The 25,355-nt window shown below is 36.9% G+C and carries 25 protein-coding genes; 15 read left to right on the top strand and 10 right to left on the bottom strand.

The genetic code is table 11. The features are described from left to right. Window positions 1-71: 71 nt before the first annotated feature. On the top strand, window positions 72-641 hold the full coding sequence (locus LVD16_RS07710) for a MarC family protein (protein ID WP_233773346.1): 570 nt from the start codon (window positions 72-74) through the stop codon (window positions 639-641). Beyond that, window positions 641-1,102, top strand: coding sequence for a ribonuclease HI (rnhA, locus tag LVD16_RS07705; protein WP_233773345.1), 462 nt, complete (start codon window positions 641-643; stop codon window positions 1,100-1,102). Before LVD16_RS07710 ends, rnhA begins: the two co-directional genes overlap by 1 nt. Window positions 1,103-1,106: 4 nt before the next feature. Here the strand turns inward: rnhA and LVD16_RS07700 are convergent, their stop codons facing one another. The 5 genes from LVD16_RS07700 to LVD16_RS07680 all read right to left on the bottom strand — a co-directional run bounded on the left by LVD16_RS07700 (window position 1,107) and on the right by LVD16_RS07680 (window position 3,538). Continuing rightward, window positions 1,107-1,583, bottom strand: a complete 477-nt coding sequence (locus LVD16_RS07700) for a Spy/CpxP family protein refolding chaperone (protein WP_233773344.1) — start codon at window positions 1,581-1,583, stop codon at window positions 1,107-1,109. Further along, window positions 1,576-1,899 carry a hypothetical protein gene (locus LVD16_RS07695; protein ID WP_233773343.1) on the bottom strand — a complete coding sequence of 108 codons (324 nt, stop codon included), beginning with the start codon at window positions 1,897-1,899 and terminating at the stop codon, window positions 1,576-1,578. Before LVD16_RS07695 ends, LVD16_RS07700 begins: the two co-directional genes overlap by 8 nt. Before the next feature lie 5 nt (window positions 1,900-1,904). Beyond that, window positions 1,905-2,504, bottom strand: coding sequence for an RNA polymerase sigma factor (locus LVD16_RS07690; RefSeq protein ID WP_233773342.1), 600 nt, complete (start codon window positions 2,502-2,504; stop codon window positions 1,905-1,907). Between the two features lie 7 nt (window positions 2,505-2,511). Next, window positions 2,512-2,976, bottom strand: coding sequence for a Spy/CpxP family protein refolding chaperone (locus LVD16_RS07685; RefSeq protein WP_233773341.1), 465 nt, complete (start codon window positions 2,974-2,976; stop codon window positions 2,512-2,514). A gap of 85 nt (window positions 2,977-3,061) precedes the next feature. Next, on the bottom strand, window positions 3,062-3,538 hold the full coding sequence (locus LVD16_RS07680; RefSeq protein ID WP_233773340.1) for a DUF456 domain-containing protein: 477 nt from the start codon (window positions 3,536-3,538) through the stop codon (window positions 3,062-3,064). A gap of 54 nt (window positions 3,539-3,592) precedes the next feature. On the opposite strand from LVD16_RS07680, the gene LVD16_RS07675 reads away from it, so the two are divergent. Then, window positions 3,593-4,108, top strand: coding sequence for a HEAT-like fold family protein (locus LVD16_RS07675; protein ID WP_233773339.1), 516 nt, complete (start codon window positions 3,593-3,595; stop codon window positions 4,106-4,108). Here LVD16_RS07675 and LVD16_RS07670 read toward each other — a convergent pair. Beyond that, window positions 4,105-5,436: a saccharopine dehydrogenase family protein gene (locus LVD16_RS07670; RefSeq protein WP_233773338.1), complete on the bottom strand. Its 1,332-nt coding sequence runs from the start codon at window positions 5,434-5,436 to the stop codon at window positions 4,105-4,107. The genes LVD16_RS07675 and LVD16_RS07670 overlap by 4 nt on opposite strands. Window positions 5,437-5,555: 119 nt before the next feature. Between LVD16_RS07670 and cdd the strand changes: the two genes are divergently transcribed. The 12 genes from cdd (at window position 5,556) to LVD16_RS07610 (ending at window position 20,804) form a co-directional block, all read left to right on the top strand. Next, window positions 5,556-6,038: a cytidine deaminase gene (gene cdd / locus LVD16_RS07665; protein ID WP_233773337.1), complete on the top strand. Its 483-nt coding sequence runs from the start codon at window positions 5,556-5,558 to the stop codon at window positions 6,036-6,038. A gap of 65 nt (window positions 6,039-6,103) precedes the next feature. After that, window positions 6,104-8,518, top strand: coding sequence for a PAS domain-containing protein (locus LVD16_RS07660; RefSeq protein ID WP_233773336.1), 2,415 nt, complete (start codon window positions 6,104-6,106; stop codon window positions 8,516-8,518). An 80-nt stretch (window positions 8,519-8,598) separates the two neighbouring features. Beyond that, window positions 8,599-9,417: a CheR family methyltransferase gene (locus LVD16_RS07655; RefSeq protein ID WP_233773335.1), complete on the top strand. Its 819-nt coding sequence runs from the start codon at window positions 8,599-8,601 to the stop codon at window positions 9,415-9,417. A 16-nt stretch (window positions 9,418-9,433) separates the two neighbouring features. Continuing rightward, window positions 9,434-10,027 carry a chemotaxis protein CheB gene (locus tag LVD16_RS07650; RefSeq protein ID WP_233773334.1) on the top strand — a complete coding sequence of 198 codons (594 nt, stop codon included), beginning with the start codon at window positions 9,434-9,436 and terminating at the stop codon, window positions 10,025-10,027. Beyond that, window positions 10,027-10,887 carry a GAF domain-containing protein gene (locus LVD16_RS07645; protein WP_233773333.1) on the top strand — a complete coding sequence of 287 codons (861 nt, stop codon included), beginning with the start codon at window positions 10,027-10,029 and terminating at the stop codon, window positions 10,885-10,887. Before LVD16_RS07650 ends, LVD16_RS07645 begins: the two co-directional genes overlap by 1 nt. An 11-nt stretch (window positions 10,888-10,898) precedes the next feature. Then, window positions 10,899-14,498, top strand: coding sequence for a PAS domain S-box protein (locus LVD16_RS07640; protein WP_233773332.1), 3,600 nt, complete (start codon window positions 10,899-10,901; stop codon window positions 14,496-14,498). Between the two features lie 105 nt (window positions 14,499-14,603). Further along, window positions 14,604-15,134, top strand: a complete 531-nt coding sequence (locus LVD16_RS07635; protein ID WP_233773331.1) for a SiaB family protein kinase — start codon at window positions 14,604-14,606, stop codon at window positions 15,132-15,134. 38 nt (window positions 15,135-15,172) lie between these two features. Further along, on the top strand, window positions 15,173-15,535 hold the full coding sequence (locus tag LVD16_RS07630; protein WP_233773330.1) for a DUF1987 domain-containing protein: 363 nt from the start codon (window positions 15,173-15,175) through the stop codon (window positions 15,533-15,535). A gap of 56 nt (window positions 15,536-15,591) precedes the next feature. Next, window positions 15,592-18,675, top strand: coding sequence for an ATP-binding cassette domain-containing protein (locus LVD16_RS07625; protein WP_233773329.1), 3,084 nt, complete (start codon window positions 15,592-15,594; stop codon window positions 18,673-18,675). 75 nt (window positions 18,676-18,750) lie between these two features. Further along, window positions 18,751-19,650, top strand: a complete 900-nt coding sequence (locus LVD16_RS07620; RefSeq protein ID WP_233773328.1) for a hypothetical protein — start codon at window positions 18,751-18,753, stop codon at window positions 19,648-19,650. A gap of 18 nt (window positions 19,651-19,668) precedes the next feature. After that, window positions 19,669-20,100, top strand: coding sequence for a hypothetical protein (locus LVD16_RS07615; protein WP_233773327.1), 432 nt, complete (start codon window positions 19,669-19,671; stop codon window positions 20,098-20,100). A gap of 62 nt (window positions 20,101-20,162) precedes the next feature. Further along, a complete protein-coding gene (locus LVD16_RS07610) occupies window positions 20,163-20,804 on the top strand; it encodes an alpha/beta hydrolase (protein WP_233773326.1) in 642 nt (213 codons plus the stop codon). Here the strand turns inward: LVD16_RS07610 and LVD16_RS07605 are convergent. From LVD16_RS07605 to LVD16_RS07590, 4 genes are all read right to left on the bottom strand, one after another. Beyond that, window positions 20,796-21,554 (bottom strand): SDR family NAD(P)-dependent oxidoreductase, encoded by a 759-nt coding sequence (locus LVD16_RS07605; protein WP_233773325.1) that lies wholly within the window; start codon window positions 21,552-21,554, stop codon window positions 20,796-20,798. The genes LVD16_RS07610 and LVD16_RS07605 overlap by 9 nt on opposite strands. A gap of 5 nt (window positions 21,555-21,559) precedes the next feature. Next, window positions 21,560-22,297 carry a type IX secretion/gliding motility protein PorT/SprT gene (porT, locus tag LVD16_RS07600; protein WP_441715993.1) on the bottom strand — a complete coding sequence of 246 codons (738 nt, stop codon included), beginning with the start codon at window positions 22,295-22,297 and terminating at the stop codon, window positions 21,560-21,562. Then, a complete protein-coding gene (ubiE, locus tag LVD16_RS07595; RefSeq protein WP_233773323.1) occupies window positions 22,246-22,971 on the bottom strand; it encodes a bifunctional demethylmenaquinone methyltransferase/2-methoxy-6-polyprenyl-1,4-benzoquinol methylase UbiE in 726 nt (241 codons plus the stop codon). Before ubiE ends, porT begins: the two co-directional genes overlap by 52 nt. 111 nt (window positions 22,972-23,082) lie before the next feature. After that, window positions 23,083-25,254 carry an OmpA family protein gene (locus tag LVD16_RS07590; protein ID WP_233773322.1) on the bottom strand — a complete coding sequence of 724 codons (2,172 nt, stop codon included), beginning with the start codon at window positions 25,252-25,254 and terminating at the stop codon, window positions 23,083-23,085. Window positions 25,255-25,355: the final 101 nt, after the last annotated feature.

The raw sequence follows: 25,355 nt of genomic DNA, 5'->3' as shown, positions 1-25,355 counted from the left end.
TGTTGAAAACTTCTTTAAAAATTAATTTTTGAACTGACTTGGTGCGGGATTTATTCTACTAATTTTGCACCATGTTTAATTTCAAGGATATTTTTTCAGTAACTCTTATTCTATTCTCAGTAATAGATATTTTGGGTTCAATACCTATCGTTATCAATCTTCGGAAGAAAGAAGGTGACATCCATTCTGGTAAAGCCACGCTAATTTCCGGTATTTTAATGATCGCGTTTTTATTTTTAGGGCAGTCTATTCTAAAGCTTTTTGGATTAGACGTTGGTTCATTTGCCGTAGCTGGGGCTATTATCATGTTTATTCTGGCTATGGAAATGATATTAGGTATCACCTTGTTTAGAGATGATTCTGAAGGTGGGGCGGCTGGTTCTATAGTACCTTTAGCATTCCCTCTGATAGCAGGAGCAGGAACGCTCACCACTATTTTATCATTAAGGGCTGTATATGAAACCCCTAATATTTTAACCGGGATAGTCTTTAATCTTATATTTGTCTATGTTGTCTTAAAATCGACTTCCTGGCTGGAGAAAAAGCTGGGTAAATCAGGCTTTAGCATCTTAAGAAGGGTTTTCGGAATCATTCTTTTGGCTATAGCTGTTAAAATATTTAAAGACCATATACTTATTTAATGATCACTATATATACAGACGGATCTTCCAGAGGCAATCCTGGTCCAGGTGGCTATGGCACGGTACTTTTAGCTAAAGTAAACGGAAAACCCTACCGCAAGGAACTGGCAGAAGGTTTTAGAAAAACCACCAACAATAGAATGGAGCTTTTGGCCGTAATAAAAGGGCTGGAAGCATTAAAAAGGGAAGGAACGCCTGTAACTATATATTCTGATTCAAAATATGTGGTAGATGCTGTGGAAAAAGGCTGGATATGGGGCTGGCAGAAAAAAGGGTTTAAAAATAAAGCAAACCCTGATTTGTGGCAGCAGTTTATCCCCTTATACAACAAATACAAGGTCACTTTCAAGTGGGTAAAAGGCCATGCTGGTATACCTGAAAATGAAAGATGCGATCAGTTAGCCGTTGAAGCAGCGGAGGGGCCCAACCTTCAAGTAGACCACGGCTACGAAAATCAATAAAGCATTAAGGTCTCGACCTGACTCTCTGATTGGGTCGAGGCTCTCCTATTCTGTGCATAATCTTATCAAAACGCTTTTGTTGATTATCATCACATATTTCTCTTAAGTTTCTTAAATGCCAGAAGTTTAAGCGTTCTACATCATTATTTTTTTCATTTATCCGCGCCAAAACCTGTTCTATAGCCAATGAATCAGCACCATTTTGAAGCATGGTTATCATCTCTTCCCTGTCTGCCTGAATATCTTTCATTAAAGCTCTGGTTTCACGAAAATGCTTTTTCCTTTGCTGTTCAAACAGTCGTTCTTGTTCTTCTGACAAGTCTAATTTCTTACTAAAATAATTCTCCACCCGCTTCTGGCGCTCCCTATCTCCTCTGGTGCGTTTATAATCTGGTTTATTCAGCCATAGGAATGAAAGCAATCCTGCATTCATCACCACCAATATGGCTACCAGTATAATTAATAATCTATTTCTATTCATTTTCAATCATTATGTCCTCTTCATAAATATCAAAAGTACTCACAGAATATTCCTGCGAAAGCAATTCCACCTCATCACTATTCCCCTCTGCCGAATCAGTAGAATCTACTTGCAGAAGTGTAAAGGCATTCATTACCAATAGCAGAATCACCGCTGCCATAGACCACTTCCATCCCGCACTAGTTACATATTCCCTTTCCTTATTCATTCTGGCTTGTAGCCTCGTATAGAAAAAAGGTTTTACAGTGGCCCGTTCCAGGTTATCCATACTGGACATTGTACTATCTACCTCTTTTTCAATTCTTGTCTTTTCCATATCAGCTACAATTCTTTATAATAATCTTTAAGCGTATTTTTCAAATTCTTCTTCGCCCTAAACATAAGAGACTCCACAGAAGAAATACTTACCTGCATAATGTCACTTACTTCTTTATAGCTCAAATCCTCTAACTTATGCAGGGTGAATGCCACTTTCTGGTTTTTGGGCAACCTATCTATGTGTTCCATCAAAATTTTGGATCTTTCCTTATTTTCTAGTGAAACTCCAGGATGCTCAAAATCAGCCGTTTGACTTTCCAAGACCTCTTCATTGCCAAAAATAGACGTTAGCCAGCTAAACCGCTTTTTTCTTTTACTCTTGCGAAGAAACTCTAAGGATTTGTTTACGGATATGCGATAAATCCAGGTACCCAAACCTGAGTCGTTGTTAAATTGATGAATAGATCTATAGACCTCCACAAAGACTTCCTGAGCCACATCTTCTGCATCAGTCTCGTTTTTCAGAAAACCCAAACAAAGGTTATACACTTTGTTCTGATAAGCCTCAACCAACTGCCGAAAAGCCGCCTCATTGCCAGATTGGAGGAGACGAACCGTCTCCTCATCTGCCTCATGCTTATCTATCTGATCTATTGCTTTCAAATACTAATTACTTTCTCCCGTGGTGTCTTCCGCGCTTACCTGAATGACTATCAAAAGCTATACGTTGCTCCTCAGTAAGCTGCTTTCTAACCTCCTGCTGGTGCGCCACTTTAGCTTTATGAAGTTTCACTTCCACCTCACCCATATCTTCTATGAGCTTGTTAACCTTTTTCATGTCCGGAGAATCTACCGTAGTTAATGTTCTTAACTTAGCGCGCTTTTCATTAAGATCATTTTTCATAGGCATGGTTTCCTTTTGAAAAGCCATACGTAAATCCTTCATCTTTGTCTTTTGTTCTTCTGTAAGATTTGGAATGAATCCTCCCCTCTGATGATTCCCTTTCTTTGACCATTCTTTCTTACCTCTCTCGTGTCTTTCAGGCCTCGGATCACCATCTTGAGCAAATACTGCTAAACTACTTCCCACCATAAACAAGGCCACTAGCATTACTTTAAATTTTGAGTTTTTCATCTTTATAAAATTTAGTTTAACATCTTTTGTTTTCTTATTAGATGCCAACCTCATTTCAAAACTTGCGCTCTTACTCAAAAAAAAATTAAAAAATTTGATCCAGATAATAGTAAATCATTATAAAACAGACCGTTAACTTTAAAAAAGTACCCGCTAAAAAACCTAGAAAAGATCCCCAGGCAGCCCTTAAAGATTGGGATGATGTTTTCCCAGCTATTAATTCCCCCACAAAAGCACCAAGCATAGGCCCTACAATAATTCCGATGATTGGCAGAAGAAAAATTCCTGCCACCAGCCCAATCATAGAACCCCAGGCTCCATATTTACTCCCACCAAACCGCTTTGTGCCATACGCTGGTATCACATAATCTAGTACGGTAACCACCGCAGTTATAGCTAACCAGGTCCAAATGAAATTACCTGAGAATTTATACTCATCAGTAAGTTGCATAATAAGTAACCCTAAAAAGGCCAGGGGTGGGCCGGGTAATACAGGAAGGAAGGAGCCTACCACACCTCCTATCAAAAGGATGGCAGCGGCTATAAGAATAATTAAATCCATTATATTTATTTCAGAAATGAAACCTCTTATAAATATCCATTCAAATTCCTTCACATGGAATTAAAAATCGAATTATTAAAAGAGCACTCTAAAGAAAATACCATCCGCATAGCTGACTATATTGGAGGTGACTCGAAAAAGTTTAATCAACTCATGAGCCTTTTTTTGGGCAAAGAATATAGAGTGACTCAAAGAGCGGCCTGGGTAGTTAGCCACTGTGCAGAAAAACATCCAGAGCTTTTAAATAATCATTTAGATGAGCTTATTCTAAATCTCAGAAATAATATTCACGTAGCGGTAAAAAGAAATACGGTACGAGTACTTCAAAATATAGAAATACCCGACCATTTATTAGGTGAAGCCGCAGATATATGCTTTGGGCTTTTAGCATCTAAAGATGAGCCTATAGCTGTAAAGGCATTCTCTATGACCATTTTAGCCAAAATCTGCAAAAAGGAACCTGACCTTAAAAACGAACTTCAAATTCTTATAGAAGATCAGCTTCCATATGGCTCTGCCGGCTTTAAAAGTCGAGCTAAGAAAGTATTACTCCAAATAAGTAAATATTAAACCTCCTTCTCAGACATTTCAAAACCAAGAGACTCCAATTCATCAAGAATAGGATTATAAATCTCTTTTTCTATCGGAATCTTCACACCGGGTTTATTTATCTTTCCTTGTAAAATCAGCTTGGTAGCTATCGCAATGGGTAAACCCACAGTCTTTGACATGGAAGTGTGCACATCATCATCCCCAATGGCTACAAAGGTGCTGTGAATTTCCTTTTTTTGCTCACCTTCTAAAAATTCGAACTTGTGCCACATCACTATCATATCCTTATCCTCCTTGTTCAGAGTCCATTTTTTCTTAAGAATATGTTCTAGTATTTGAGCCGGAGTTCCTGCATCTAAACCTACAGGTGTGTTATCAAATATTCCCAACCATTTTAATCGGTTCATCTCAGGGCCATCCAGTTCCAACTGAAGATAATGTGCCAGTTTCAACTCCACCGAATCATTAGGGTTATAGTACAGAAATGAGTTTATGAAAGCCCTGTGAGACATATCCTTCACGCCTTCCATTTCATAAGTATCATCTGTAGCTCCTAGCTGCACAAAAATATCCCAGGTTCTACAAAACCCAGGGCGTCTAAAAGTTCCTCTGTATATAGTATTGATTCCCCTAAGACCGTAAACATCCAGATATTTCAGAGAATCACGGTTGGCATAACCTTCAAAGTAACCATAACCGGGTATATGCACCTGTTCTGTTCTTCTAAAGAGTTTTTGATAAGGAATGTATTTGTAAGTGCCTTCTTGAATAAACTTCACTACTCCCTGACCGGCCAATATAACATTCCTGGGATTCCAGGTAAACTTATACTCCCAAGGATTTCCTTCATCAGTACCTGGTGCTAATAAGCCCCCTGTGAAAGATTCAAATGCCGTCAATCTATGTCCAGCCTCTCTTATTTTATCTATCACTCTCATGGCAGACATATGATCTATACCAGGATCCAGACCACATTCATTCAAGAAAATTAGTCCTTTTTCTTTAGCCTCAGCATCTAAAGCCTTCATCTCATCAGAAACGTAAGAGGCTGTTACCATATGCTTGCTGTTGGCCAGACAAACTTTTGCCACTACCGGATGAAACTTAGCAGGAAGCATAGAGACCACAATGTCAGCTGCACTTATTTCTCGCTCTCTCTGTTCGGCATTATTTATATCAAATTGAAAAGCTTGTCCATTTTCATATCCGTGGCATTTCTCATGAGCCAGCTCCTCAGAATAATCTCCTACTCTAATTATCCACTGATTTTCCTGAGAAATTTCTAACAGATAATCGATCAAAGAGGTACAGGATCTACCCGCACCTAAAATTAAAATTCGCTTCATATTCGTCTATTTTTGAGGTGATCCAAAGTAAACCAATTCAAAAATGCTTTTAGAATTCTTACCAATAAAATTTTTCTAGTTGCCATGAGATAGTATATTGCACTACTAGAAGACGAATTATGGCAGAAGAATTAATTGGAAACACAGAATATTCAACATATTCTTTTTCCGAACTTGAAGAGGAAGTTAAGGATCTTATAAAGAAAGCAGAGCAGGCCTGTGATACGTCATATTCACCGTATTCAAATTTTCAGGTGGGAGCTGCAGTATTATTGGAAAATGGTGAAGTAGTCACCGGGTCTAATCAGGAAAACTCATCTTTCCCAGCGGGCTTATGTGCTGAACGTGTGGCTCTATTTTTTATAGGTGCAAATTATGCTGGTAAGAAAATAAAAAAAGTGGCTGTTACCGCTAAAAGAAAAGGTGAATCAGAGTTTGTACCTGTAACACCCTGTGGGGGCTGCAGACAGGTATTATTAGAGACTGAAACAAGGCAAGAATCTAATATAAATGTAATAATACAAAGTAGTTATAATCAGTGGGTTATCACAAAATCAACCAAAGTCCTATTACCTTTTTGCTTTAACAAACATTCATTGTAAAGTTTTTTATTTTCTTTCTTTAGTTGTAATTGTAAATTAGGTGTTTCCTAAAGACATTTTTTTAAATGAACCTTGATCTGAAAAATTTATCAATAGGCAAGCAAATACTTTTTCTATGCTTTGCTTTTTTTCTATTGGCACTCACTAACTTTTTTTTAATAGATCACTACCAAAAGAATCTATTAGAAGATACGGAGAGGATTAATGCGCTTAGAAAACTGCAAACTCTCACAGAGGAATTTCAAAGAGAAAGCAGTGCTTATATAAATGGTGAAGCTGCTAAACTTAGATTAGAATCAACCAGATCGGAGATCAATGGCATTGTTAATAAAATAGGAAACAATCCTGATTCTGAGATTTCCATTGTTACTGACAGCACTAACCTCAGTGAATTTAGCAGCGAGGAGCTTGAAAGTGAAATTTATGCGTTATGGCAAAGCACATCACTTCACATAGAGGACCTGCTTTATGAGCCTTTAAAAATCGATTCACTAGTAGAAGAAACTCGTCAGGTTCCTTTAAATGATTCGCTCAACACATACACCACAGAAACCTCACAAAAGGTTTTAGTTTTGAATAATGCCAAAGTAATAAGAGCAAACAACCACATTCAGGAAGATATTTTAAAAATAAACAAGCTCAGTCATGCTTTAAGCACCAAACAGATAGAGGCTAAAAAAGAAGATCATTCTTATCTCACTTTCATCTTATTTGTGTTCCTACTGCTATTTACGGCAGCAATTATTTTCGTTTACACTTTCATTAAAAAACAGGTAGTAGAACCTTTAGATAAACTCAGTAAGTCTACAGAAGATGTAAGTAACGGCAAACTTGATATCACGTCTATTGACCAGGCTCCTCTGGAGATAATTAAAATAACTAATGCCGTTAATAAGATTGTAACGAACCTAAAAAGTGCAACAAGCTTTGTTAAAAGCATAGAAGAGGGTCAGTTAAACGCTCAGCTAGAAAGCATCAGTGAAGAAAACGTAGGAGACGAAAGCCTTGAAAAAGCTCTTTTACTGATGAGAGAGCAAATGAAAAAGGTTGAAATAGCTGATCAGGAAAGAAAATGGACTACAGAAGGGCTTGCCAAATTCGTAGACATCTTAAGATCTACTGATGACAGTGTTTCCAAACTTGGTGATATAATTATATCTAACCTCGTAAAATACACTCACTCTAACCAAGGTGGCATCTACATTATAGATGAAGAAGACTCTCAGAATATAAAGTTAGAGCTTGTTTCGCTTTTTGCTTTTGACAGCAAAAAATATGACACCAAGTCCTACAGAATAGGTGAAGGATTGGTTGGTCAAACTTACCAGGAAAAAGAAACCATTTATTTACTGGAAGTGCCAGATGAATATGTTAGCATAACTTCCGGCCTAGGCAACGCCAATCCAAAGTCGCTATTATTGGTACCATTGAAAATCAATAATGAGATCTATGGAGTCATTGAATTGGCCTCCTTCACCGAGTACAAGCAATATGAAATAGAGTTTGTAGAAAAGCTGGGAGAGAGTATAGCCAGCACCATAGCCGGCGTTAAAAACAACCAACGTACCAAACACCTCTTAGAAGAATCTCAAGAGCTAGCCGAGCAAATGCAAGGCCAGGAAGAGGAGATGAGACAAAATATGGAAGAGCTGCAAGCCACTCAAGAGCAGCTACAGAGGCAGATGAATGATAACAACAAGATGCAGGAAGATCTCATTAAGGAGAAAGCACTCTTGGACGCATTAATGAATAGTCTTCCTGACTATATCTACTTTAAAGACCTGGAAAGCAAGTTTATTAGAATAAGTAAATCCATGGAAAAGCTCTTCCCTTTCAGCGTAGATGAAATGATTGGCAAGTCAGATTTTGACTTCCATGCGCATGAAGCGGCAAGTAAGTTTTTCAACGAAGAACAAGAAATCATTAAAAGTGGTCAAGGTTTTGTAAATAACCTTGTTCATGAGTTAGTGGCCAACGGCACTGACCAGTGGGTTCTCACCACAAAACTTCCTTTCTTTGACAAAGCAGGTAACTGTATGGGTACGTTCGGTACTTCTAAAGATATTACAGATGTTAAAAATGATCTTGTTGGCGAAGGAGAAGGCAACATAGATGAAGTAGAAGCAATGCTTAGACAGCACCTTGAAGAGTTACAAATTACTCAGGAGCAGCTCGATAAGAAATTACAAACTGCAGAAACCTCACTAAAAGCCTTTGAAGAAATAGCTAATATTATTATTATAGATAACGAAGAAAAAATATCGTACATTAACGCAAATGCCCTTAATTTTTTAGAAGTAGAAAAAAGTGAATTAATTCATAAAGAGACAGATACCTTAATAGACAAAACCGTATTAACCCAAACTGAATGGAATACATTCGTGACAAAAGAAGTGAGCTTTAAGACTAACCATGCAACTAAACAAGTGAATATCTACGCTGATCAAAGCAATCATCATATTCACATTATTTGGTTTTAAGTACTAAAGACAACTAAAGTACTTGTACAAGATTTTTTAATAAGTTCTTTAATTTATAAGAACAGTTGGCACAATAGATAATGAAGGAAATTGATATTGCAGATTTAAAGAAGATCACAGAGTTAGTGAAAACCAGATACAACTATGACTTCACTAACTATGCTATGTCTTCATTCAAGAGGAGAATACTTAGAATACTGGAGCTTCAAAATATCACAGTAGACATACTGATAAAAAAGCTGAATGAGCCACAATTCTTAGATGATTTTCTTAATGAAATCACGGTAAATGTTACCGAGATGTTCAGAGATCCTCCTTTCTGGAGAGTCCTTAGAGATGATATTATACCTGCTATTCTCTTAAACCATCAGAAAATCAGAATATGGCATGCGGGATGCTCCTCTGGCGAAGAGGTGTTTTCTATGGCCATATTGCTTAAAGAAATGGGCATCCATGATCAGGTATCTATCATAGCCACCGATTTGGACACCACGATATTGGAAAGAGCGAAAGCCGGAGAGTACAATATCAAGAACATGGAGTTAAACGAAAAAAACTACATTAGATATCAAGGTAACAGCACGCTTAAAGATTACTTTAAGGAAGTAGGAGGCAGGGCAGTGATGGACCAAAGCCTGGTAGAAAATGTATCTTTTAGAAAGCATGACCTTGTAAATGGAGATGTTTTCAACAAGTTTGACCTTATACTCTGCAGAAATGTGATGATCTATTTTAATCAGACATTGCAGAATGATGTTCTTCGCAAATTCCACGAAAGCTTATTTAAATACGGTTATTTGGCTATTGGTTCCAAAGAATCATTGATCTGGTGTGATATAGCTAATAAATTCATAGTGGTAAACAACGAAGAGAAGGTATATAAGAAAATTAAAGATTAAGCAGGGTATACTGGGGATGAGTCGCTTTGATTTAAATAATAGGTATAAGGCCGTAGTGATAGGTGGTTCTGCAGGAAGCTTTCAGGGTATTGTGAAGATTTTATCACAGCTCCCGGCAGATTTTCCTCTACCAATAATCATGTGCTTACATAGGCTCAAGCATGTTAGGAATGGATTTGTGGAAGCACTTTCTATCAAGAGCATCATGGAGGTAACAGAACCCTTTGATAAGGAAAATATAAAGCGTGGAAAGGTTTACCTTGCACCAGCTAACTACCATCTATCCATAGAGTTAGGTAATTACTTTAGCCTATCTACTGAAGAGATGATAAATAATTCGAGACCAGCCATAGATATAACACTCGGCACAGCGGCATATGTATATAGAAACAAACTCATCGGCATTCTCCTTTCAGGGGCTAATAAAGATGGTGCTCTGGGCATGAAATATATCAAAGAAAAAGGCGGTCTCACCATAGTGCAGGAGCCATCAGAATGTATGATAGATACTATGCCTACTGCCGCTATGAATGTAACAACAATAGATCATGTACTTAAAACAGACGATATCGTTAATTTTTTTTCAGAGTTAAATAAACATTATAAATAATGGAGTTAAAATTCAGAAAATTGAACATTGCTCTGATTAGCCTTTATGTAGCCGGCATGCTTTTTACGGCTTATGTTCTTTTTCAATTACAAGATGACCTCATCTATCAAAGTGGGGTAATCAATATATCTCAACTACCAGCTGCACAACCCGTATTTTTTAAATTATACATAGTGGCAGGCATCACCTTATTGCTTGGCCTTGGGAGTTTAGTTATTGCTTTATCAAATTCTACACAAGAGGTGATCTATGTAGAAAAAAAGAAGAATTCGCAATCTGCCAATGGTGCCAGCACTGATGAAAATGGTGATGATGAGCACTCATTAGACTTAAATGCTATAAAAACCTTACTTGCCAAGGAAACTGAAGAAAGTAAACTAGCTAAAAATCTTCTACATGAAGTTTGTAAGCAAATGGAAGCTGGGCTAGGAGCATTTTATAAGGCCGAAGAAAGAGAAGACAAAAGGATACTCTCTCTAAAAGCTTCTTACGCTTTAGCACTCGCAGAATCTCAAACCCTTCAATTTGAATTTGGCGAAGGTTTGGTTGGTCAAACTGCTCTTGAAAAGAAAACGATTTTAATAGACGATATTCCTGATGGTTATATAAAAATTGTGTCTGGGTTAGGTGCCTCTACTCCTACTCATTTATTAATTGTTCCAATCATTTACAAAGATGAGCTTCATAGCGTAGTGGAGATAGCTTCATTTACCTCACTAGGCAAAACTGAAGAAAGAATGGTTAACGACGCATTCAGACAATTTACGCAGGCACTGGAAGTATTGGAGAAAGAATCCAAAATGACCTACCAGCTTAAAAAGCCAGCATCAGATAAATCAAAAGGAAATAACGAGGCATAAAAAATATATTTATGTTTAATAAACTGACTATAAGTAAAAAAATCACAGCTCTGGTAATTGCAGTAGTAATACTCACTGTACTTGCCATCAGCTTTCTGTCCTATAAGCTTACCAAAGACACTATTCGCGATAATTATATTGAAAACCTTAGTGTAATCGCTGACAGTAAGGCGGAAAAATTAGAATCTAACTTTGACCATGTAATTGCTAATCTAAAGCTGCTACAAAACTCTAAAATCCTAAAAGAAGGGGTTAACATAGATGATGCACCAGCCGGCGGCATGGGCATGGATATGATGGTTTTACCAGACATGGGTGATGCCACTGAAGAAACTACCTCCGAGGAAGGCGGTATGGATATGATGGATTCTGGAATGGACATGATGGATTCCGGGATGGATATGATGAGTTCTGCACCTGATGAATCAATGGCTGACATGGGCTTCGGTGGAATGGAAGAAATGAGCGCTCCAGCCTCAACTATATCCAATGAAGAGGTAAGTGAATGGCTACAAAATCTTAAAAAGATTAACAACTACGCTGACATTTACATTACACGAACTACCGGAAAGATTTTATTCTCCACAGATGCCAGTGTAGATGCCTCAAATAACTTCTCATCTACTAGTATACTAGATAACGCAGTTAATGATATCTACTTTAGTAATATAGATAACGACGGTGAGTCTGATTTTATTTATGCAGGAGCACCAATAACACATCCATCAGAAAAGAAGTCTCTTCTTTTCATAAAAATAAGAATGGATCCTATCTATAAGTCTATAAATGACACTACAGGTTTAGGTAAAACTGGTGAAATCATCCTTGCAAGAATTGATACTACCACTAAAAATATAAACTTCTTAAATCATCCTAGAAATAGCTCTGACAGTTCATTTGTTAGTAGAAAAGAAGCTGAATTTTCCGTGGCTGTGCAGCAATCTGTAAGAGGAATGGATGGAGCCGGCTACACAGATGACTACAGAGGTGTGGAAACTGTAGCGGCTTGGAGAGCTATCCCAAATGTAAAATGGGGTCTGGTTGCTAAAATCGACAGCAATGAAATCTTTGATGAGATTGATAGTCTTTTATACAAACTTTTAGCTTCAGGGTTAATAGTAGCTATTCTGGCAACATTAATCTCATTAATATTCTCAAAATACTTAACTAAGCCATTAAACTCGCTTAAGAAAACATTGGAACTTGTAGGAAATGGTATTTTACCAGAACAAGTAGAAAAACAATCAAATGACGAGCTAGGTACAATGGCAGTTAGCCTTAATTATTTGGTTAAGACGCTTAAAGGCACTGCGCGTTTTGCTCAGCAAATTGGTGAAGGAAACTTCGATGCTAACTTTAAGCCTATCAGTGATGACGATGATTTGGGTATATCTCTTGTAAACATGAGGGATAACCTAATTGAAGCTGAAAAGAGAGATAAGCAACGCAACTGGATTGTAACAGGGGTAGCAGAAATTGGCGAGATCTTAAGAGCTCATGATAATCTTGAGACTCTGGGTGATGAAACTATTAAATATATCATCAATAAAATCGGAGCTGTTCAAGGAGCCTTCTATGTAATCAATGATGATGAAGGTGCACCTGCTCTTGAAATGAAGTCAAGCTTTGCTTATAACAGAAAAAAACACTTACAGTCCAAGTTTAAATTTGCAGAAGGATTAATCGGTCAGGCTGCAGCTGAAAAAGACACTATATTAAGAACCGAAATTCCAGTAGATTATGTAACAATCACATCCGGAATTTTAGGAGATCAAAGGCCTACTTGCTTATTAATAGTGCCATTGATAACTGACGAAAAGGTGTATGGTGTACTAGAATTTGCAGGATTTGGGAAGTTTGATCAGGGCAAAGTAAAGTTCGTAGAGGAGCTGAGTTTAATTCTGGCAAGAACAGTATTCAACATTAAAGTTAACGAGAGAACACGTAAGCTATTACAGGAATCTCAAACCATGAGTGCTGAACTTCAAGAAAAGCAGGAGATCTTAAGACAGAATGCTGAAGAAATGCAGGCCACTCAGGAAGAGCTTCAAAACTCTAACAACAAACTAGAAGAGCAAATTGAAGAGGTGAACAGAACGCAGAAGAGAATGCAGCTTCTTCTTGAAAACGCTTCTGAGGTAATCACTATCTATGAAGAAGATGAGACCATCAGATATATCAGTCCATCTGTAGAGCCTATTTTAGGATACTCTCAGAAGGAAATGATGGGTGTAACTGATGTTGACAAGGTACATCCTGAAGCAGTGGAAGCATTTAAGAATATGTTTACCCAGCTGAAGGCAAACCCAGAAGAGCAAGTAACCATTCAGTATGAGTACAAAACTAAAGAAGGTAATTACATCTGGTTAGAATCTACAGGTACTAACTTCATGTCGAATCCAGCCATCCACGGCTTAATAGTTAACTCTACGGATATTACTGAAAGAAGAAGGGCTGAGCAGGAGCAAAGAATGAGAAGTAAGATGCAGGCCTTATCAGAAAATTCACCTGACTTAATTGCCAGATTAGAATCTGATACTATCTCTTATATCAACCCAATCATTGAAGAATATACTGGAAACAAACCTAACGAATACATTAATCATAATGTGAGCGAAACGGACCTTAACGGAAAAGTTTTAGAACAATGGTTAAGAATAGTAGAAGAGGTAAATTCATCTAATGACAAGGTAGCTACTGAAATGGACTTCCCTTCTGAAATGGGAGACCGTGTAATGCAGGTGAATGCTATCCCGGAATATGATGAATCACAGCATATTGAATCAGTTCTAGTAGTATCTCACGATATTACTGAGCGTAAAATCATTGAGTTAGAAATTCAGAATAAGAATAAAAAGATTGCGGATAGTATTAACTACGCCAAGCGTATCCAAAATGCTATTCTTCCTAATAACTCTGTCATTAACAAGATATTACCTGACTCTTTCATTTTGTATAAACCGAAGGATGTAGTTAGTGGTGACTTCCCTTGGTATGTGCAGGTAGGAAATGACATTTATATGGCTGCTGTAGATTGTACAGGACATGGTGTACCAGGAGCGTTATTATCTTTAATAGGATACTTCCTACTAAATGATATTGTAAGAAGTAGAAAAATATCTGATCCTGGTATAATCTTAGATCAGCTGGATGAAGGTGTTACTACCACTTTAAGACAAGATCAAGATGATTCGAAGACTAAAGATGGTATGGATATAGCTCTTTGTAAGATCAACGTTGAAAAGCGTACCGTTGAATACGCAGGAGCTCACAGACCATTATATGTAATGCAAAATGGTGAAATGATTGAAATCAAAGGTAATAAGTTCGCTATAGGTGGAGGTATCTATAAGAACCAAACCAATTTCACCAGTCATAAGATTGCATTAAATGAGGGAGATTCCTTCTACTTCTGTTCTGATGGATTCCCTGATCAATTCGGAGGACCGGACAATAGAAAATATGGCCCTAAACGAACCAGAACCATTATTACAGAAATCCATGAAAAATCGATGAAAGACGCTTACAAAATCATCGATAAAGAGTGGGAAGAATGGAGAGGTGATGAGAAGCAAACAGATGACGTTTTATTAATAGGAATAAAATTTTAGAGATTATTGATTAAATGTAGTATTTTGGAGGTCTTAATGCGCCTCCGATTGATAAATAAGGAATTTTAAAAAAAATCGGCAATAAGAATAAACATAGAACAACTTATGAAGTATATTTTCGACTTACACCAAACCATGCAAGATCACAATCTTATCTTGGTTTATGAAGGTGAATTTACTCAGGAAATAACCAAGTCCGTGCTGGCTATGGCAGAGCGTAATATGGATTCATCGGGAGAAGAATCAAGCATTAAAAGGAAAGTGTTTAATGTGATGGTAGAGTGTCTTCAGAATATTGTTAAACATGCTGATGAGGTAACTAACAATCATTCTGCAATATTCATGATAGGTAAACACCAGGATGAGTACATCATCATATCTGGAAACCCTATTAGAAAGGAAAATGTAGAAGGCCTTAAATCCAGACTTAAAGAAATCAATGATTTAGATAAGGATGGTTTGAAAGCATTATACAAGGACATCATCAGAAATACTGAAATTTCAGATAAAGGTGGTGCTGGTTTAGGCTTTGTTGACATGGCGCGTAAATCTGGTCAGAAATTAGGGTTTGACTTCCTGGAAATGGAAGATGGAAACTCATTCTTCTGCCTGAAATCATGCATTTCAAGAGCTTAAATAATTGACAACAACTATTTTTTAAAAACATTCAAACAATGGATATACTTAATTTAGAAGGAACTGAAGATACCCCAAAAATAATATTAGATAAAGGAAATGGTATTTATGAAATCTCTGGAAGATCACTTCCTGAAGATTCTGCAGAATTCTATCAACCTGTTTTAGATTGGATAGAAGAGTACTCTAAAGCTCCTAACCCTTCTACCGATTTCATGTTTAAACTAGAATACTTCAATACAGCTTCATCTAAACTTATATTAGATGTATTGTCTGCATTGGAAGATATTGATGGCGTAAACATTATTTGGTACTTCCATGAAGATGATGAAGATATGGAAGAGGCTGGTGAGGAGTTCTCTGAGTTGGTAGAGATACCATTCGAGTTCAAAACTTACTAATATTTTATTCTATTTTTTAAACTATTGCTAAATTCTCCCTGTAGGAGGACGTACTTATGAGTGAGGAAATACTTAAAGCTCTTACCCAGTTATTCGCCATTATAACCAAGCAAGATGGAGGTGTTACGGAAAAGGAGAGGCTTTTTGTTATTAGTTTTTTTAAACAAGAGCTAGATCAGGATTCTGTAAAAGAATATCTTGAGCTATATGATAAATTCTCAGGATATTCTGAGGAGCCTCAAAGTGAAGAAGAGCCAGTCAAGAAAAAGAAGCTTACTTCTGTTCGTGACTCAGTGAAGACTCTTGGCTTGTGTAAAAAAATTAATAAGACACTTACTCAAAAGCAGAAAGTTGTTGTACTAATTAAAATCTTAGAACTCGTAGGAGCTGATAAAAATTTCACTCCTCAGAGAATGGAGATTATTGATACAATTAGTACTGTATTTAACATCGTTAAAGATGAGTACAAGCTCATAGAAGCATTTGTTCTTCAAGAAAACATCGAGAATATCAACTACAGTGATGTTCTTATTGCCAATAAGGAGGACATTGATGGGGAAAAAGAATACAAGCACATTAAAACAGAAATTCATGGCGATCTGATTTTCCTAAGGGTTAACAGTGTGGACATGTATTTCACAAAATATATAGGTAAAGATGACCTTGTTCTTAATGGATTTATCATGCAAAAGAACCGGGTTTATCTTTACTCTCATGGTAGTACCATTAAAACACCACAGGGCTCAGCTCTATATTACAGTGATTTAATAGGTCTTTTTAATGAAGAATTCAATACTACCAAACTATCATTCAACGCCCACATTAAAGAATTTAGATTTCCAAATGGTGGTCTCGGTTTAAGAGATGTACAAATAGCGGAAGGACCTGGAAAACTCATAGGCATTATGGGTGCCAGTGGTGCGGGTAAAACTACACTTCTCAACGTATTAGCCGGTATAGAAAAACCAACCGTTGGTAGCATAGAGATCAACGGCTATGATATATTTGAGAATAAGGATCAAATCCATGGTGTTATTGGATATGTTTCTCAAGATGATCTATTGATTGAGGAATTGACGGTTTATGAAAACCTGTACTATAACGCCAAATTATGTTTCGCTGACTACACTGAAGAAGAGCTTAAAAAGCGTGTTATAGATGTGCTTGAAAGCCTTGGTCTGGACCAAAGAAAAGATTTGAAGGTAGGTAGCGTTCTGGATAAGACCATAAGTGGAGGACAGAGAAAGAGACTCAACATTGCTCTTGAGTTGATCAGAGAACCAGCCATTTTATTTGTAGATGAGCCAACTTCTGGTTTAAGTTCCAGAGACTCTGAAAACGTAATAGATCTTCTAAAGGAGCTTTCATTAAAAGGAAAGTTAATATTCGTAGTTATTCACCAGCCATCGTCAGACATCTACAAGATGTTTGACAAAATGTATATCATGGATACTGGTGGATACCCTGTTTTCTACGGTAATCCGGTTGAGGCGGTTAGCTACTTTAAAAAAGCAACAAATCAGGTAGATAGCCAAAGGGGACAATGTGAGGTCTGCGGAAATGTAAATCCCGAGCAAATATTCAATATTATAGAGGCCAAAGTTGTTGATGAATATGGCCAGCTCACCAATAAGAGAAAAGTAAATCCTAAGCAATGGAATGACAGCTATCAGGAAAACTTCTCTATTAGCAAAGTAGAAGATGTCAAAGAAGAGCCTCCACACTCTCTAAACATCCCTAATAAGATTAAACAGGCTGCTATCTTTACAAAGAGAGATCTTTTAAGCAAGTTAAGTAACAAGCAATACTTGTTAATCAACTTATTAGAAGCTCCACTCCTAGCGATTATATTAGCTTTTATCATACGTTATAAAAGCTCACCTGACGGTGATGAATATATCTTCAGATTTAACGAAAACATCCCAGCCTTTATGCTCATGAGCATAGTTGTTGCTCTTTTCATGGGATTAACCGTGAGTGCCGAAGAAATAATAAGAGACAGAAAGATACTTAAACGGGAATCCTTCCTTAATCTTAGCTGGAATAGTTATTTAATGTCAAAGGTTATCATACTGTTTGCTTTTTCAGCTATCCAAACCTTAACCTTCGTAATAGTAGGCGATCTGATTCTTGAAATCAGAGCAATGACTTTCTCATTCTGGTTTGTGCTATTTACATGCTCATGCTTAGCTAACGTAATCGGATTGAACATCTCAAGCGCGTTCAATTCGGCTGTGACAGTTTATGTAATGATTCCGCTTTTACTCATTCCTCAAATGATTTTAAGCGGGCTATTATTCAGCTTTGATAAACTGAATAATGTAATTAGCACTAAAGGCAAAGTACCTTTAGTAGCTGATATGATGGCCTCAAGATGGGCATATGAGGCTTTAGCTGTTAATCAATTTAAGAGTAACCCATACGAAGAGCCTTATTATGAATATGAGAAATTTGAATCACAAGCAGATTTTAAAGCGGCTTATTTAGTAGAGGAGTTAAAAGAGTATCAGAACTATATTAATGACAAATATAAGTCTGACAATGATTCCATCTTACAAATTGTAGATAAGGACTTCGTTGTTATGCGTAATGAGATAGCAAAAGATTCCTACAGAGAAGGGATCGAAAAGCTAGATTTAAACAAACAGTTAACCCGAGAGGGGTATACTGAAGAGGTTAGCCAGACTCTGACTAACTATTTCACGAATTATAAGGCTCATTATCAAGACATTTATAATAAGATTGTAGCTCAGAGAGAGAAGTTAATGTTTAATCTTCAGCAGCAAGAAGATTATGACCTTAATGAGTTTAAAAACAAATACTTTAATGAAAGTCTGGCAGATTTAGTGACGAACGTGAATGTGAAAGAAAGGATTATGGAACATAATGGGGAGTTACTTCAAAGGATAAACCCAGTATATAATGAACCTGATCAGCCAGAAAATATTATTGATTATAGAACACATTTTTTTGCACCGACCAAATATTTCTTTGGTGTTGAGATAGATACTTTCTGGTTTAACACTATAGTAATTTGGTTGATGACATTGATTCTTTACATTACGCTTTATTTTGAAGTTTTGAGAAAGGGTCTGAGTGCGTTTGGCAAAATCAATTTTTCATTCAAAAAGGCAAGTTAAGGTTGGCTTAAACCGAATTTTTATTTGCAATAGAACTATGAATTTATAATTTTGTTATCACTTAATTTTTTATTTATGAGGATATTACCACTAGGGCTTATTCTGATTTTTATTGTTGCTTGTAATTCAAGCAAAAAGCCTGATGAAGCCGCTTTTTTAGAAGGCCTTGACTCTGCGGAGGTAGAAGGACCTGCCATATCTGAAGAAGTTATTAGCAGCATTATCCAGCAGATACCATCTCCATTAGAGATCTCGGTACTTCTAAAAGAATCTGGAACCAAATATGATCGTGCTCTTCTCAACTCACCAGATAATATTTCTAAATATAACAGCAACTATCGAAAAGCTTTAAATTTAGGTATTTACGGTACTGACTTAGGATACACTAACATTTATGAGCAAAACCAGGATGGTATAGAATACATGTCATCCATCAAAGAACTTGCGGATAACCTAAGCATCGGACAGTTTTTTGATATAGAAACTATTGGTAGATTGGCTACTAATAGTAAAAACCTTGATTCACTTTTACTAATCACAACTCAAAACTTCAATAACATAAACAAGTATTTGCAAGAGCAAAAGAGGGCTAACCTCAGCGTTTTATCGCTTACAGGAGGATGGCTTGAAGCTATGCACATTACTTGCGAAGTATCAAAAAAGAATCCTTCTAACAAGGATTTAAAAGAAACCATAGGTGAGCAAAAGATCATTTTAGACAACGTAGTGCAACTTTTATCCTTTTATAAAGAGAGCGATCCAAATATGGCATCACTTTTGAATGACATGGAGAAGTTACAGAAGGAATATGAGTCAGTAGAGATCATTAAGACTTACCAGGAATCTACCTTCGAAATTGTTGATGGTGTAATGGTTATTAAAGATAATAGCACTAGCGAAATCAAAATAACTGATGAAAATGTAGAGAACATTAGAAGCATCATTACATCAATCAGAAAAAAAATAATTAGTTAAGAGGAAAACATTTATAATATGAAAAAGGCTATTTATTCAATATTTGTTGTGGGGTTGTTCTTTTTATTCTCTGGCCACGCCAATGGACAGTGCAATCCTGAGCAATATACAGACGCCTGTATACCTAAATTAGCCTCTGGCTTTAACTTTCTTAAAAGTTATAAAATAGATGGTCAGGGTGGAGCTAAAACTAAAGTAGAGTACTCTTACGTATTCACTAAAGGAACACAGTATATGATCAACGTTTGCGCAACTGGATCTAGCACTGATGGTATTGTTGTATCTCTATATGATAGCAACAGAAATCAGGTAGCAACTAGCAAAGTGAATGGACAATATATTTCAGCTATAGCTTATCCATGTAATACTACAGGTATTTATTACATTCAATATACATTTGATAATAGCACACAATTCTGCGGTGGAAGTGCCTTAGGATTTAAACGCTAGTATTCATATAGACATAAAATGAAGCAGGTCTCCCATAAGAGACCTGCTTTTTTATTCCCAAAATGGAACAGAAAAGGATCAAATTTGGATTTTCCGCTCGCTATTTTCAACAAGGAGAGCTAAACTCTGAAACCAAACAAATAATTTTTCTTTTGCATGGCTATGGTCAACAAGCCAAGTATTTTATAAGAAAATTTCAAATCCTAGAAAACCCTTACACCTGCCTAATAGCCCCGGAAGGGTTATCAAAATTTTATTTACAAGGTTTCTCAGGTCGGGTTGGTGCTACCTGGATGACGAAAGAAGATAGGCTCAATGACATTGATAATTACATCAACTATCTAAATGAGATATACAGTACTACTAAAGAGCAGATTGGTAATACTTCATTTAAGATATCGGTTATCGGTTTTTCTCAAGGTGCTGCTACCGTCAGTCGATGGGTAGTTGATAATCAAGTACCATTTGATAAAATCATACTATGGGCAGGAGTATTTCCACCTGACATGGATTTTGAGAAAGCCTCTGAGGTTCTTCAACAGAAAGAGATACATTATGTATATGGCCTTTCAGATCAGTTTATTTCAGAAGAGAGATTAGAGGAGATGCGAGCGATCTCCCAAAAGCTAGGAATATCACCCAAAGTACTCACCTTCGATGGTGAGCACGATATTGATCAGGAAACGTTAGGATCCTTATTTTGATTTATTCACTGTAGTGGCACTGGCCTGTGCAGTCGGGAATATGGTGAGATCACTAATATTTACGTGTGCGGGCCTTGTTACAACAAATAATATTGTATCAGCTATATCTTGAGCTACCAAGGGATCAAACCCCTTATAAACGTTATTTGCTCTTTCTTCATCTCCTTTAAAGCGAACCTTGGAAAACTCAGTTTCTACCAAGCCCGGGTTGATAGAAGTGACTTTGATGTTGTAGGCATTTAAATCCAGCAACATACCTTTGTTGATAGCATCTACAGCGTGTTTAGAAGCACAATAGACATTACCATTAGCATACACTTCTTTACCTGCTATGGAGCCTATATTTACCACGTGACCTCGTTCTCTTTCTACCATACCAGGAATAACCTCCTTGGTCATATACAAAAGTCCTTTGACATTGATATCGATCATGGCATCCCAATCTTCAATGCTTCCATCTTGAATAGGTGATAATCCATGTGCATTTCCGGCATTATTCACCAGAACATCAATTACTTTCCAATCATCAGGCAATGAGTTTATGGCCTTTTTAACTTCATTAGACCTACTTACATCAAATGAGAGTATCTTCACTTCACAAAGCGAAGATAGTTCATCCTGAAGGCTCTTAAGTCTCTCCAGTCTTCTACCACAAATGATGATATCAAAGTTATTTTCAGCCAAAGTTTTAGCTGTAGCTAAACCTATACCGGAAGTAGCTCCTGTGATTAAAGCCTTTCTTTTACTCATGGTTTTTATTGGAATAATAAATACAAGGTTATTGTATTTGTATTGATTTTATCGATACCTGCACTCAATTGATTTCCAGCTGGTCCAAGCATATTGGTCATGCCTCGTGAAAATCGTATCTCAGGTGAAAATTTAAATAACGGATAATAAATATCCAGACCAAACCCTACGTCCAATGACAGGTTAAATTCTTTTATACTAAGGTTATCATCCCCAACTGCCTCCACATCATTTTTACCCGCTGCCTCATAACCTGGCTTAACGCCTCCTACGAAATACATCCGCGTATTACCCCTACGCTCAGACTTATACTTCAACAATATTGGCAACTCAACGACCGTGGTTTCTACCGTTTCAACAAATGGAGCTTCGTCAAAGGCCTGATATTCTAAAGAATGCTCATAAAAAGCAACCGTAGGTAGTGCTCTGATATCTAGAAAATCAGTAGCTCGGAGGTTAACAATAAACCCGAGAGAAAAACCGGCAGACCATTTTGGATCTATTGAGTAAAGATTATCTAATGAATCAGTTACAAAAGTATCTGAATATTTAAGCTGATATGCTGAGGTGTGAATACCAATTAAAAAGCCATAGCTTAATAATTTATCATCGTAATTAGGGTTATTCATACCTACCCGTCTTTGTCCAAAAGACAAATTGGTGGCAATAATCAGAAATAAAATCGAAAGGATTATTTTTCCCCTATGTATATAGAGCTTACGCCAAAGGTTAAAGGTCTGCATTTAGTATTTTTGAACCCTACTTTATTTAAAACTTTAAGAAAATTCTGTCCATCAGGAAAAGCCTGTACTGACTCTGGCAAATAAGTATAAGCGGCTCTGTCCTTAGAAATTACTTTACCTATTTTAGGCAAAATTGCTTTAAAATAAAAATTGTAAATATTCTTGAACGGAAATTTAGCCGGCCTTGAAAACTCAAGGATTACTACTTTACCTCCAGGCTTTAAAACCCTGAACATGTCGCTAAGACCTTTTTCCAGGTTTTCAAAATTCCTTACACCAAAAGAAACGATTACAGCATCGAACTTATTGTCATCAAACAAAAGCTTTTCAGAGTCACCTAATCTTAGCTCTATCTTATGATCCAGTTTTCTTTCCTTTAGTTTTTTCCTACCTACCTCAAGCATACCTTCGGATATATCTACTCCGATAACAGCATCTGGATTGAGCTTTAATGACTCGATGGCAAAATCTGCAGTACCTGTAGCAATATCCAAAATCTGTTTAGGCTGATGAGATTTAAGCATTTTAATAGCTTTCTTTCTCCACACAATATCAATACCCATGCTGAGAAAATGATTTAGGAAATCATATTTCTTGCTAATGTTATTGAACATGTTAGCAACCTGCTCCTTCTTTCCACTTGATTGCTCCTTGTAAGGTAAAACTGAAGACATGAACTTACTTTAATATTAAATAAAACTTTGGGCTGCAAATATCCCATTAAATCCTGTATAATAAAAAAGGGAGCTAAAAATAGCTCCCTTCATTATGATTATTTTACTTAGTTACTTTCCTCCAGTAACTCTAAATTCTACCCTTCTATTGAGCTCTCTACCTTCTTTTTCATCATCATTACTAGCTAGAGGTCTCTCTTCTCCATATCCTACAGCCGAAATTCTTCGAGCATCTACTCCCTTCTTCACTAAGAAGTCTTTTACTGCATTTGCTCTTTTCTGAGACAAGAATTTGTTATACGTTTTAGATCCTATATTATCAGTATGACCAGAAATTTCAATCTGCATACCAGGATTCTGCGTCATCATAGTTTCCAGCTTATTCAACTCATTATAAGATTCTTGCAAGAATGTAGCCTTATCGAAGTTGAAATAAATATTTCTTAGAACTCCCCTTGTTCCCAATTGAAGCTTACGCATGGTTATGGTTTTTGCCATAGATTGAGGATCTCCTGTAGCTGGTCTAATTCCTATCTCCTGAGTTTCGAAAACATAACCTTCATTTTCAACCGAAAGATTATAGGTAACAGGATCAGAGCTTGTAACATTAAACTCATAAACACCCTGACTAACTCTTCGCTTACCAGCCACCTGACCGTTAGAAGCGCTCTTCATACTCACTTTGGCATCTAAAGGCTCACCATTGGAATCCACTACTTTTACTGTAACTGTTACAGGCTGTAATACAACTGGCTTTTCCTGAACTGGCTCCGGCTCTTCAATAGGTTCTTCCTCTACAGGCTCCTCTTCAACCGGTTCTTCTTCAACTAAATTTGTGTTTTCAACAGGATTTTCTTCCACATCTACTTTAGCGATCCTATCAGGATTTTCAGGTTCTGGCTCCTCTTCAGTATTATCTCTCTTGGTGGTTAAGTTTCTCAGGTTCTCATCACCATCAGGAACTGTCACCATATAAATATCAGTATATCCTTGGCCGTCTTCACGAACAGAGGCATAGTATCCTCTTTTCCCGTCTTTGGTACTTACAAAGTAGATATCATCATCGGGCGTGTTGATAGGGAAACCCAGGTTTTCAGGTTCACTCCATTGTTGTGCAGCACTGTCATATACTGTCCTGAAGATGTCATAGCCTCCCATACCCTTCCTACCTTGACTACTAAAATAGAGTGTCTTTCCATCATAGTCGATAAATGGACCATCATCATCATATTCTGTATTAATAACAGATCCAATGTTTTTTGAACGAGTCCACTCACCAGCTTTGTTCTTGATACTATAATAAATATCAATTCCTCCCATTCCTCCTGGCCTATCGCTCGCAAAGAACAATATTGATTGATCGGGACTCATTGACACTGCATTTTCCTTAAATCCTTCAGAGTTAATATTCTCACTTAAAGGTTCCGGATAGCTCCAAGTCTCATCATCATTTCTTTCGGAAACATAAATATCTCCGTTGTTATCATCTTTGTATATAAACAATCTGGAACCATCCGCAGAAAGCGCCAGATCAGATCCATGATATTCTGTGTTAATTACTTCACCAATGTTTTGAGCATACTCCCATTTTCCGTCTACTTTACGAGAAATAAAAATATCTTCATACGGTTTGTTATCCGGAGCCACGTTCTGGTTTAAGTTACCTTCCCTTCTTCTTGAAGTAAATACCAGCATAGTTTCATCCTCATTGAGTACCGGGGCATAGTCCTCAAACTCTGAATTAATAGCTGTTCCTACGTTTACAATGGAGAAATGCGAAGGGTTCGCTACAAATTCAAGTGCATTTTCACATTCATAAATTCTTCGTTCCACCTCATTTAGGGGAGTTTTATCTCTTCCTCTGTATCCATCTCTGGAAACTAACTTACTTCGATATCTGCCATAATATTCAAGAGCTTTATCAAACTCCATCCCATACTGATAGCTACGACCTATATAATACATGATATCAAAGCGATATTCTGGATCTAAGTTTAAAACCTGAAGGAAATAGTTTACCGCCTTCTCTTTACCTACTGTGCGTAAGTAAGCATCTCCAGCGCTGTAATTAGCTTGAATATTTGTAGGGTCTGTCTCCGCTGCGAGAACGTACATTTCACGAGCCTGATCTAATGCTTGCGTAGCGGTCAAGATTTCCTTTGCCGTTTCTACATATGTATTAGCCAGATCTTTGTTTTCTTGAGAAACCTCCTGCGCAAATCCTATATAATTTAAACTAAAAAAGAATACAGAAAAAAATAAAAATTTAAGCCCTTTATACATTTTGTAATGATATTTGCTGCCCAATTTAAAAAAAATAAGTTTAAAAAAAATTAGCTTAAGTCACCTGGGTGTAACATCTTCTATATAAGCCTATAAAAATA

The sequence above is a fragment of the Fulvivirga ligni genome (assembly GCF_021389935.1).
Lineage (GTDB): Bacteria > Bacteroidota > Bacteroidia > Cytophagales > Cyclobacteriaceae > Fulvivirga > Fulvivirga ligni.
This window is presented reverse-complemented; position numbering and strand designations above follow the sequence as displayed.

What these genes read in the sequence shown, in the direction of transcription:
- LVD16_RS07710 (WP_233773346.1), top strand. Translation starts at nt 72, where the DNA reads ATGTTTAATTTCAAGGATATTTTTTCAGTAACTCTTATTCTATTCTCA.
- rnhA (WP_233773345.1), top strand. Translation starts at nt 641, where the DNA reads ATGATCACTATATATACAGACGGATCTTCCAGAGGCAATCCTGGTCCA.
- LVD16_RS07700 (WP_233773344.1), bottom strand. Translation starts at nt 1,583, where the DNA reads ATGAATAGAAATAGATTATTAATTATACTGGTAGCCATATTGGTGGTG.
- LVD16_RS07695 (WP_233773343.1), bottom strand. Translation starts at nt 1,899, where the DNA reads ATGGAAAAGACAAGAATTGAAAAAGAGGTAGATAGTACAATGTCCAGT.
- LVD16_RS07685 (WP_233773341.1), bottom strand. Translation starts at nt 2,976, where the DNA reads ATGAAAAACTCAAAATTTAAAGTAATGCTAGTGGCCTTGTTTATGGTG.
- LVD16_RS07680 (WP_233773340.1), bottom strand. Translation starts at nt 3,538, where the DNA reads ATGGATTTAATTATTCTTATAGCCGCTGCCATCCTTTTGATAGGAGGT.
- LVD16_RS07675 (WP_233773339.1), top strand. Translation starts at nt 3,593, where the DNA reads ATGGAATTAAAAATCGAATTATTAAAAGAGCACTCTAAAGAAAATACC.
- LVD16_RS07670 (WP_233773338.1), bottom strand. Translation starts at nt 5,436, where the DNA reads ATGAAGCGAATTTTAATTTTAGGTGCGGGTAGATCCTGTACCTCTTTG.
- cdd (WP_233773337.1), top strand. Translation starts at nt 5,556, where the DNA reads ATGGCAGAAGAATTAATTGGAAACACAGAATATTCAACATATTCTTTT.
- LVD16_RS07660 (WP_233773336.1), top strand. Translation starts at nt 6,104, where the DNA reads ATGAACCTTGATCTGAAAAATTTATCAATAGGCAAGCAAATACTTTTT.
- LVD16_RS07655 (WP_233773335.1), top strand. Translation starts at nt 8,599, where the DNA reads ATGAAGGAAATTGATATTGCAGATTTAAAGAAGATCACAGAGTTAGTG.
- LVD16_RS07650 (WP_233773334.1), top strand. Translation starts at nt 9,434, where the DNA reads ATGAGTCGCTTTGATTTAAATAATAGGTATAAGGCCGTAGTGATAGGT.
- LVD16_RS07645 (WP_233773333.1), top strand. Translation starts at nt 10,027, where the DNA reads ATGGAGTTAAAATTCAGAAAATTGAACATTGCTCTGATTAGCCTTTAT.
- LVD16_RS07640 (WP_233773332.1), top strand. Translation starts at nt 10,899, where the DNA reads ATGTTTAATAAACTGACTATAAGTAAAAAAATCACAGCTCTGGTAATT.
- LVD16_RS07635 (WP_233773331.1), top strand. Translation starts at nt 14,604, where the DNA reads ATGAAGTATATTTTCGACTTACACCAAACCATGCAAGATCACAATCTT.
- LVD16_RS07630 (WP_233773330.1), top strand. Translation starts at nt 15,173, where the DNA reads ATGGATATACTTAATTTAGAAGGAACTGAAGATACCCCAAAAATAATA.
- LVD16_RS07625 (WP_233773329.1), top strand. Translation starts at nt 15,592, where the DNA reads ATGAGTGAGGAAATACTTAAAGCTCTTACCCAGTTATTCGCCATTATA.
- LVD16_RS07620 (WP_233773328.1), top strand. Translation starts at nt 18,751, where the DNA reads ATGAGGATATTACCACTAGGGCTTATTCTGATTTTTATTGTTGCTTGT.
- LVD16_RS07615 (WP_233773327.1), top strand. Translation starts at nt 19,669, where the DNA reads ATGAAAAAGGCTATTTATTCAATATTTGTTGTGGGGTTGTTCTTTTTA.
- LVD16_RS07610 (WP_233773326.1), top strand. Translation starts at nt 20,163, where the DNA reads ATGGAACAGAAAAGGATCAAATTTGGATTTTCCGCTCGCTATTTTCAA.
- LVD16_RS07605 (WP_233773325.1), bottom strand. Translation starts at nt 21,554, where the DNA reads ATGAGTAAAAGAAAGGCTTTAATCACAGGAGCTACTTCCGGTATAGGT.
- porT (WP_441715993.1), bottom strand. Translation starts at nt 22,297, where the DNA reads ATGCAGACCTTTAACCTTTGGCGTAAGCTCTATATACATAGGGGAAAA.
- ubiE (WP_233773323.1), bottom strand. Translation starts at nt 22,971, where the DNA reads ATGTCTTCAGTTTTACCTTACAAGGAGCAATCAAGTGGAAAGAAGGAG.
- LVD16_RS07590 (WP_233773322.1), bottom strand. Translation starts at nt 25,254, where the DNA reads ATGTATAAAGGGCTTAAATTTTTATTTTTTTCTGTATTCTTTTTTAGT.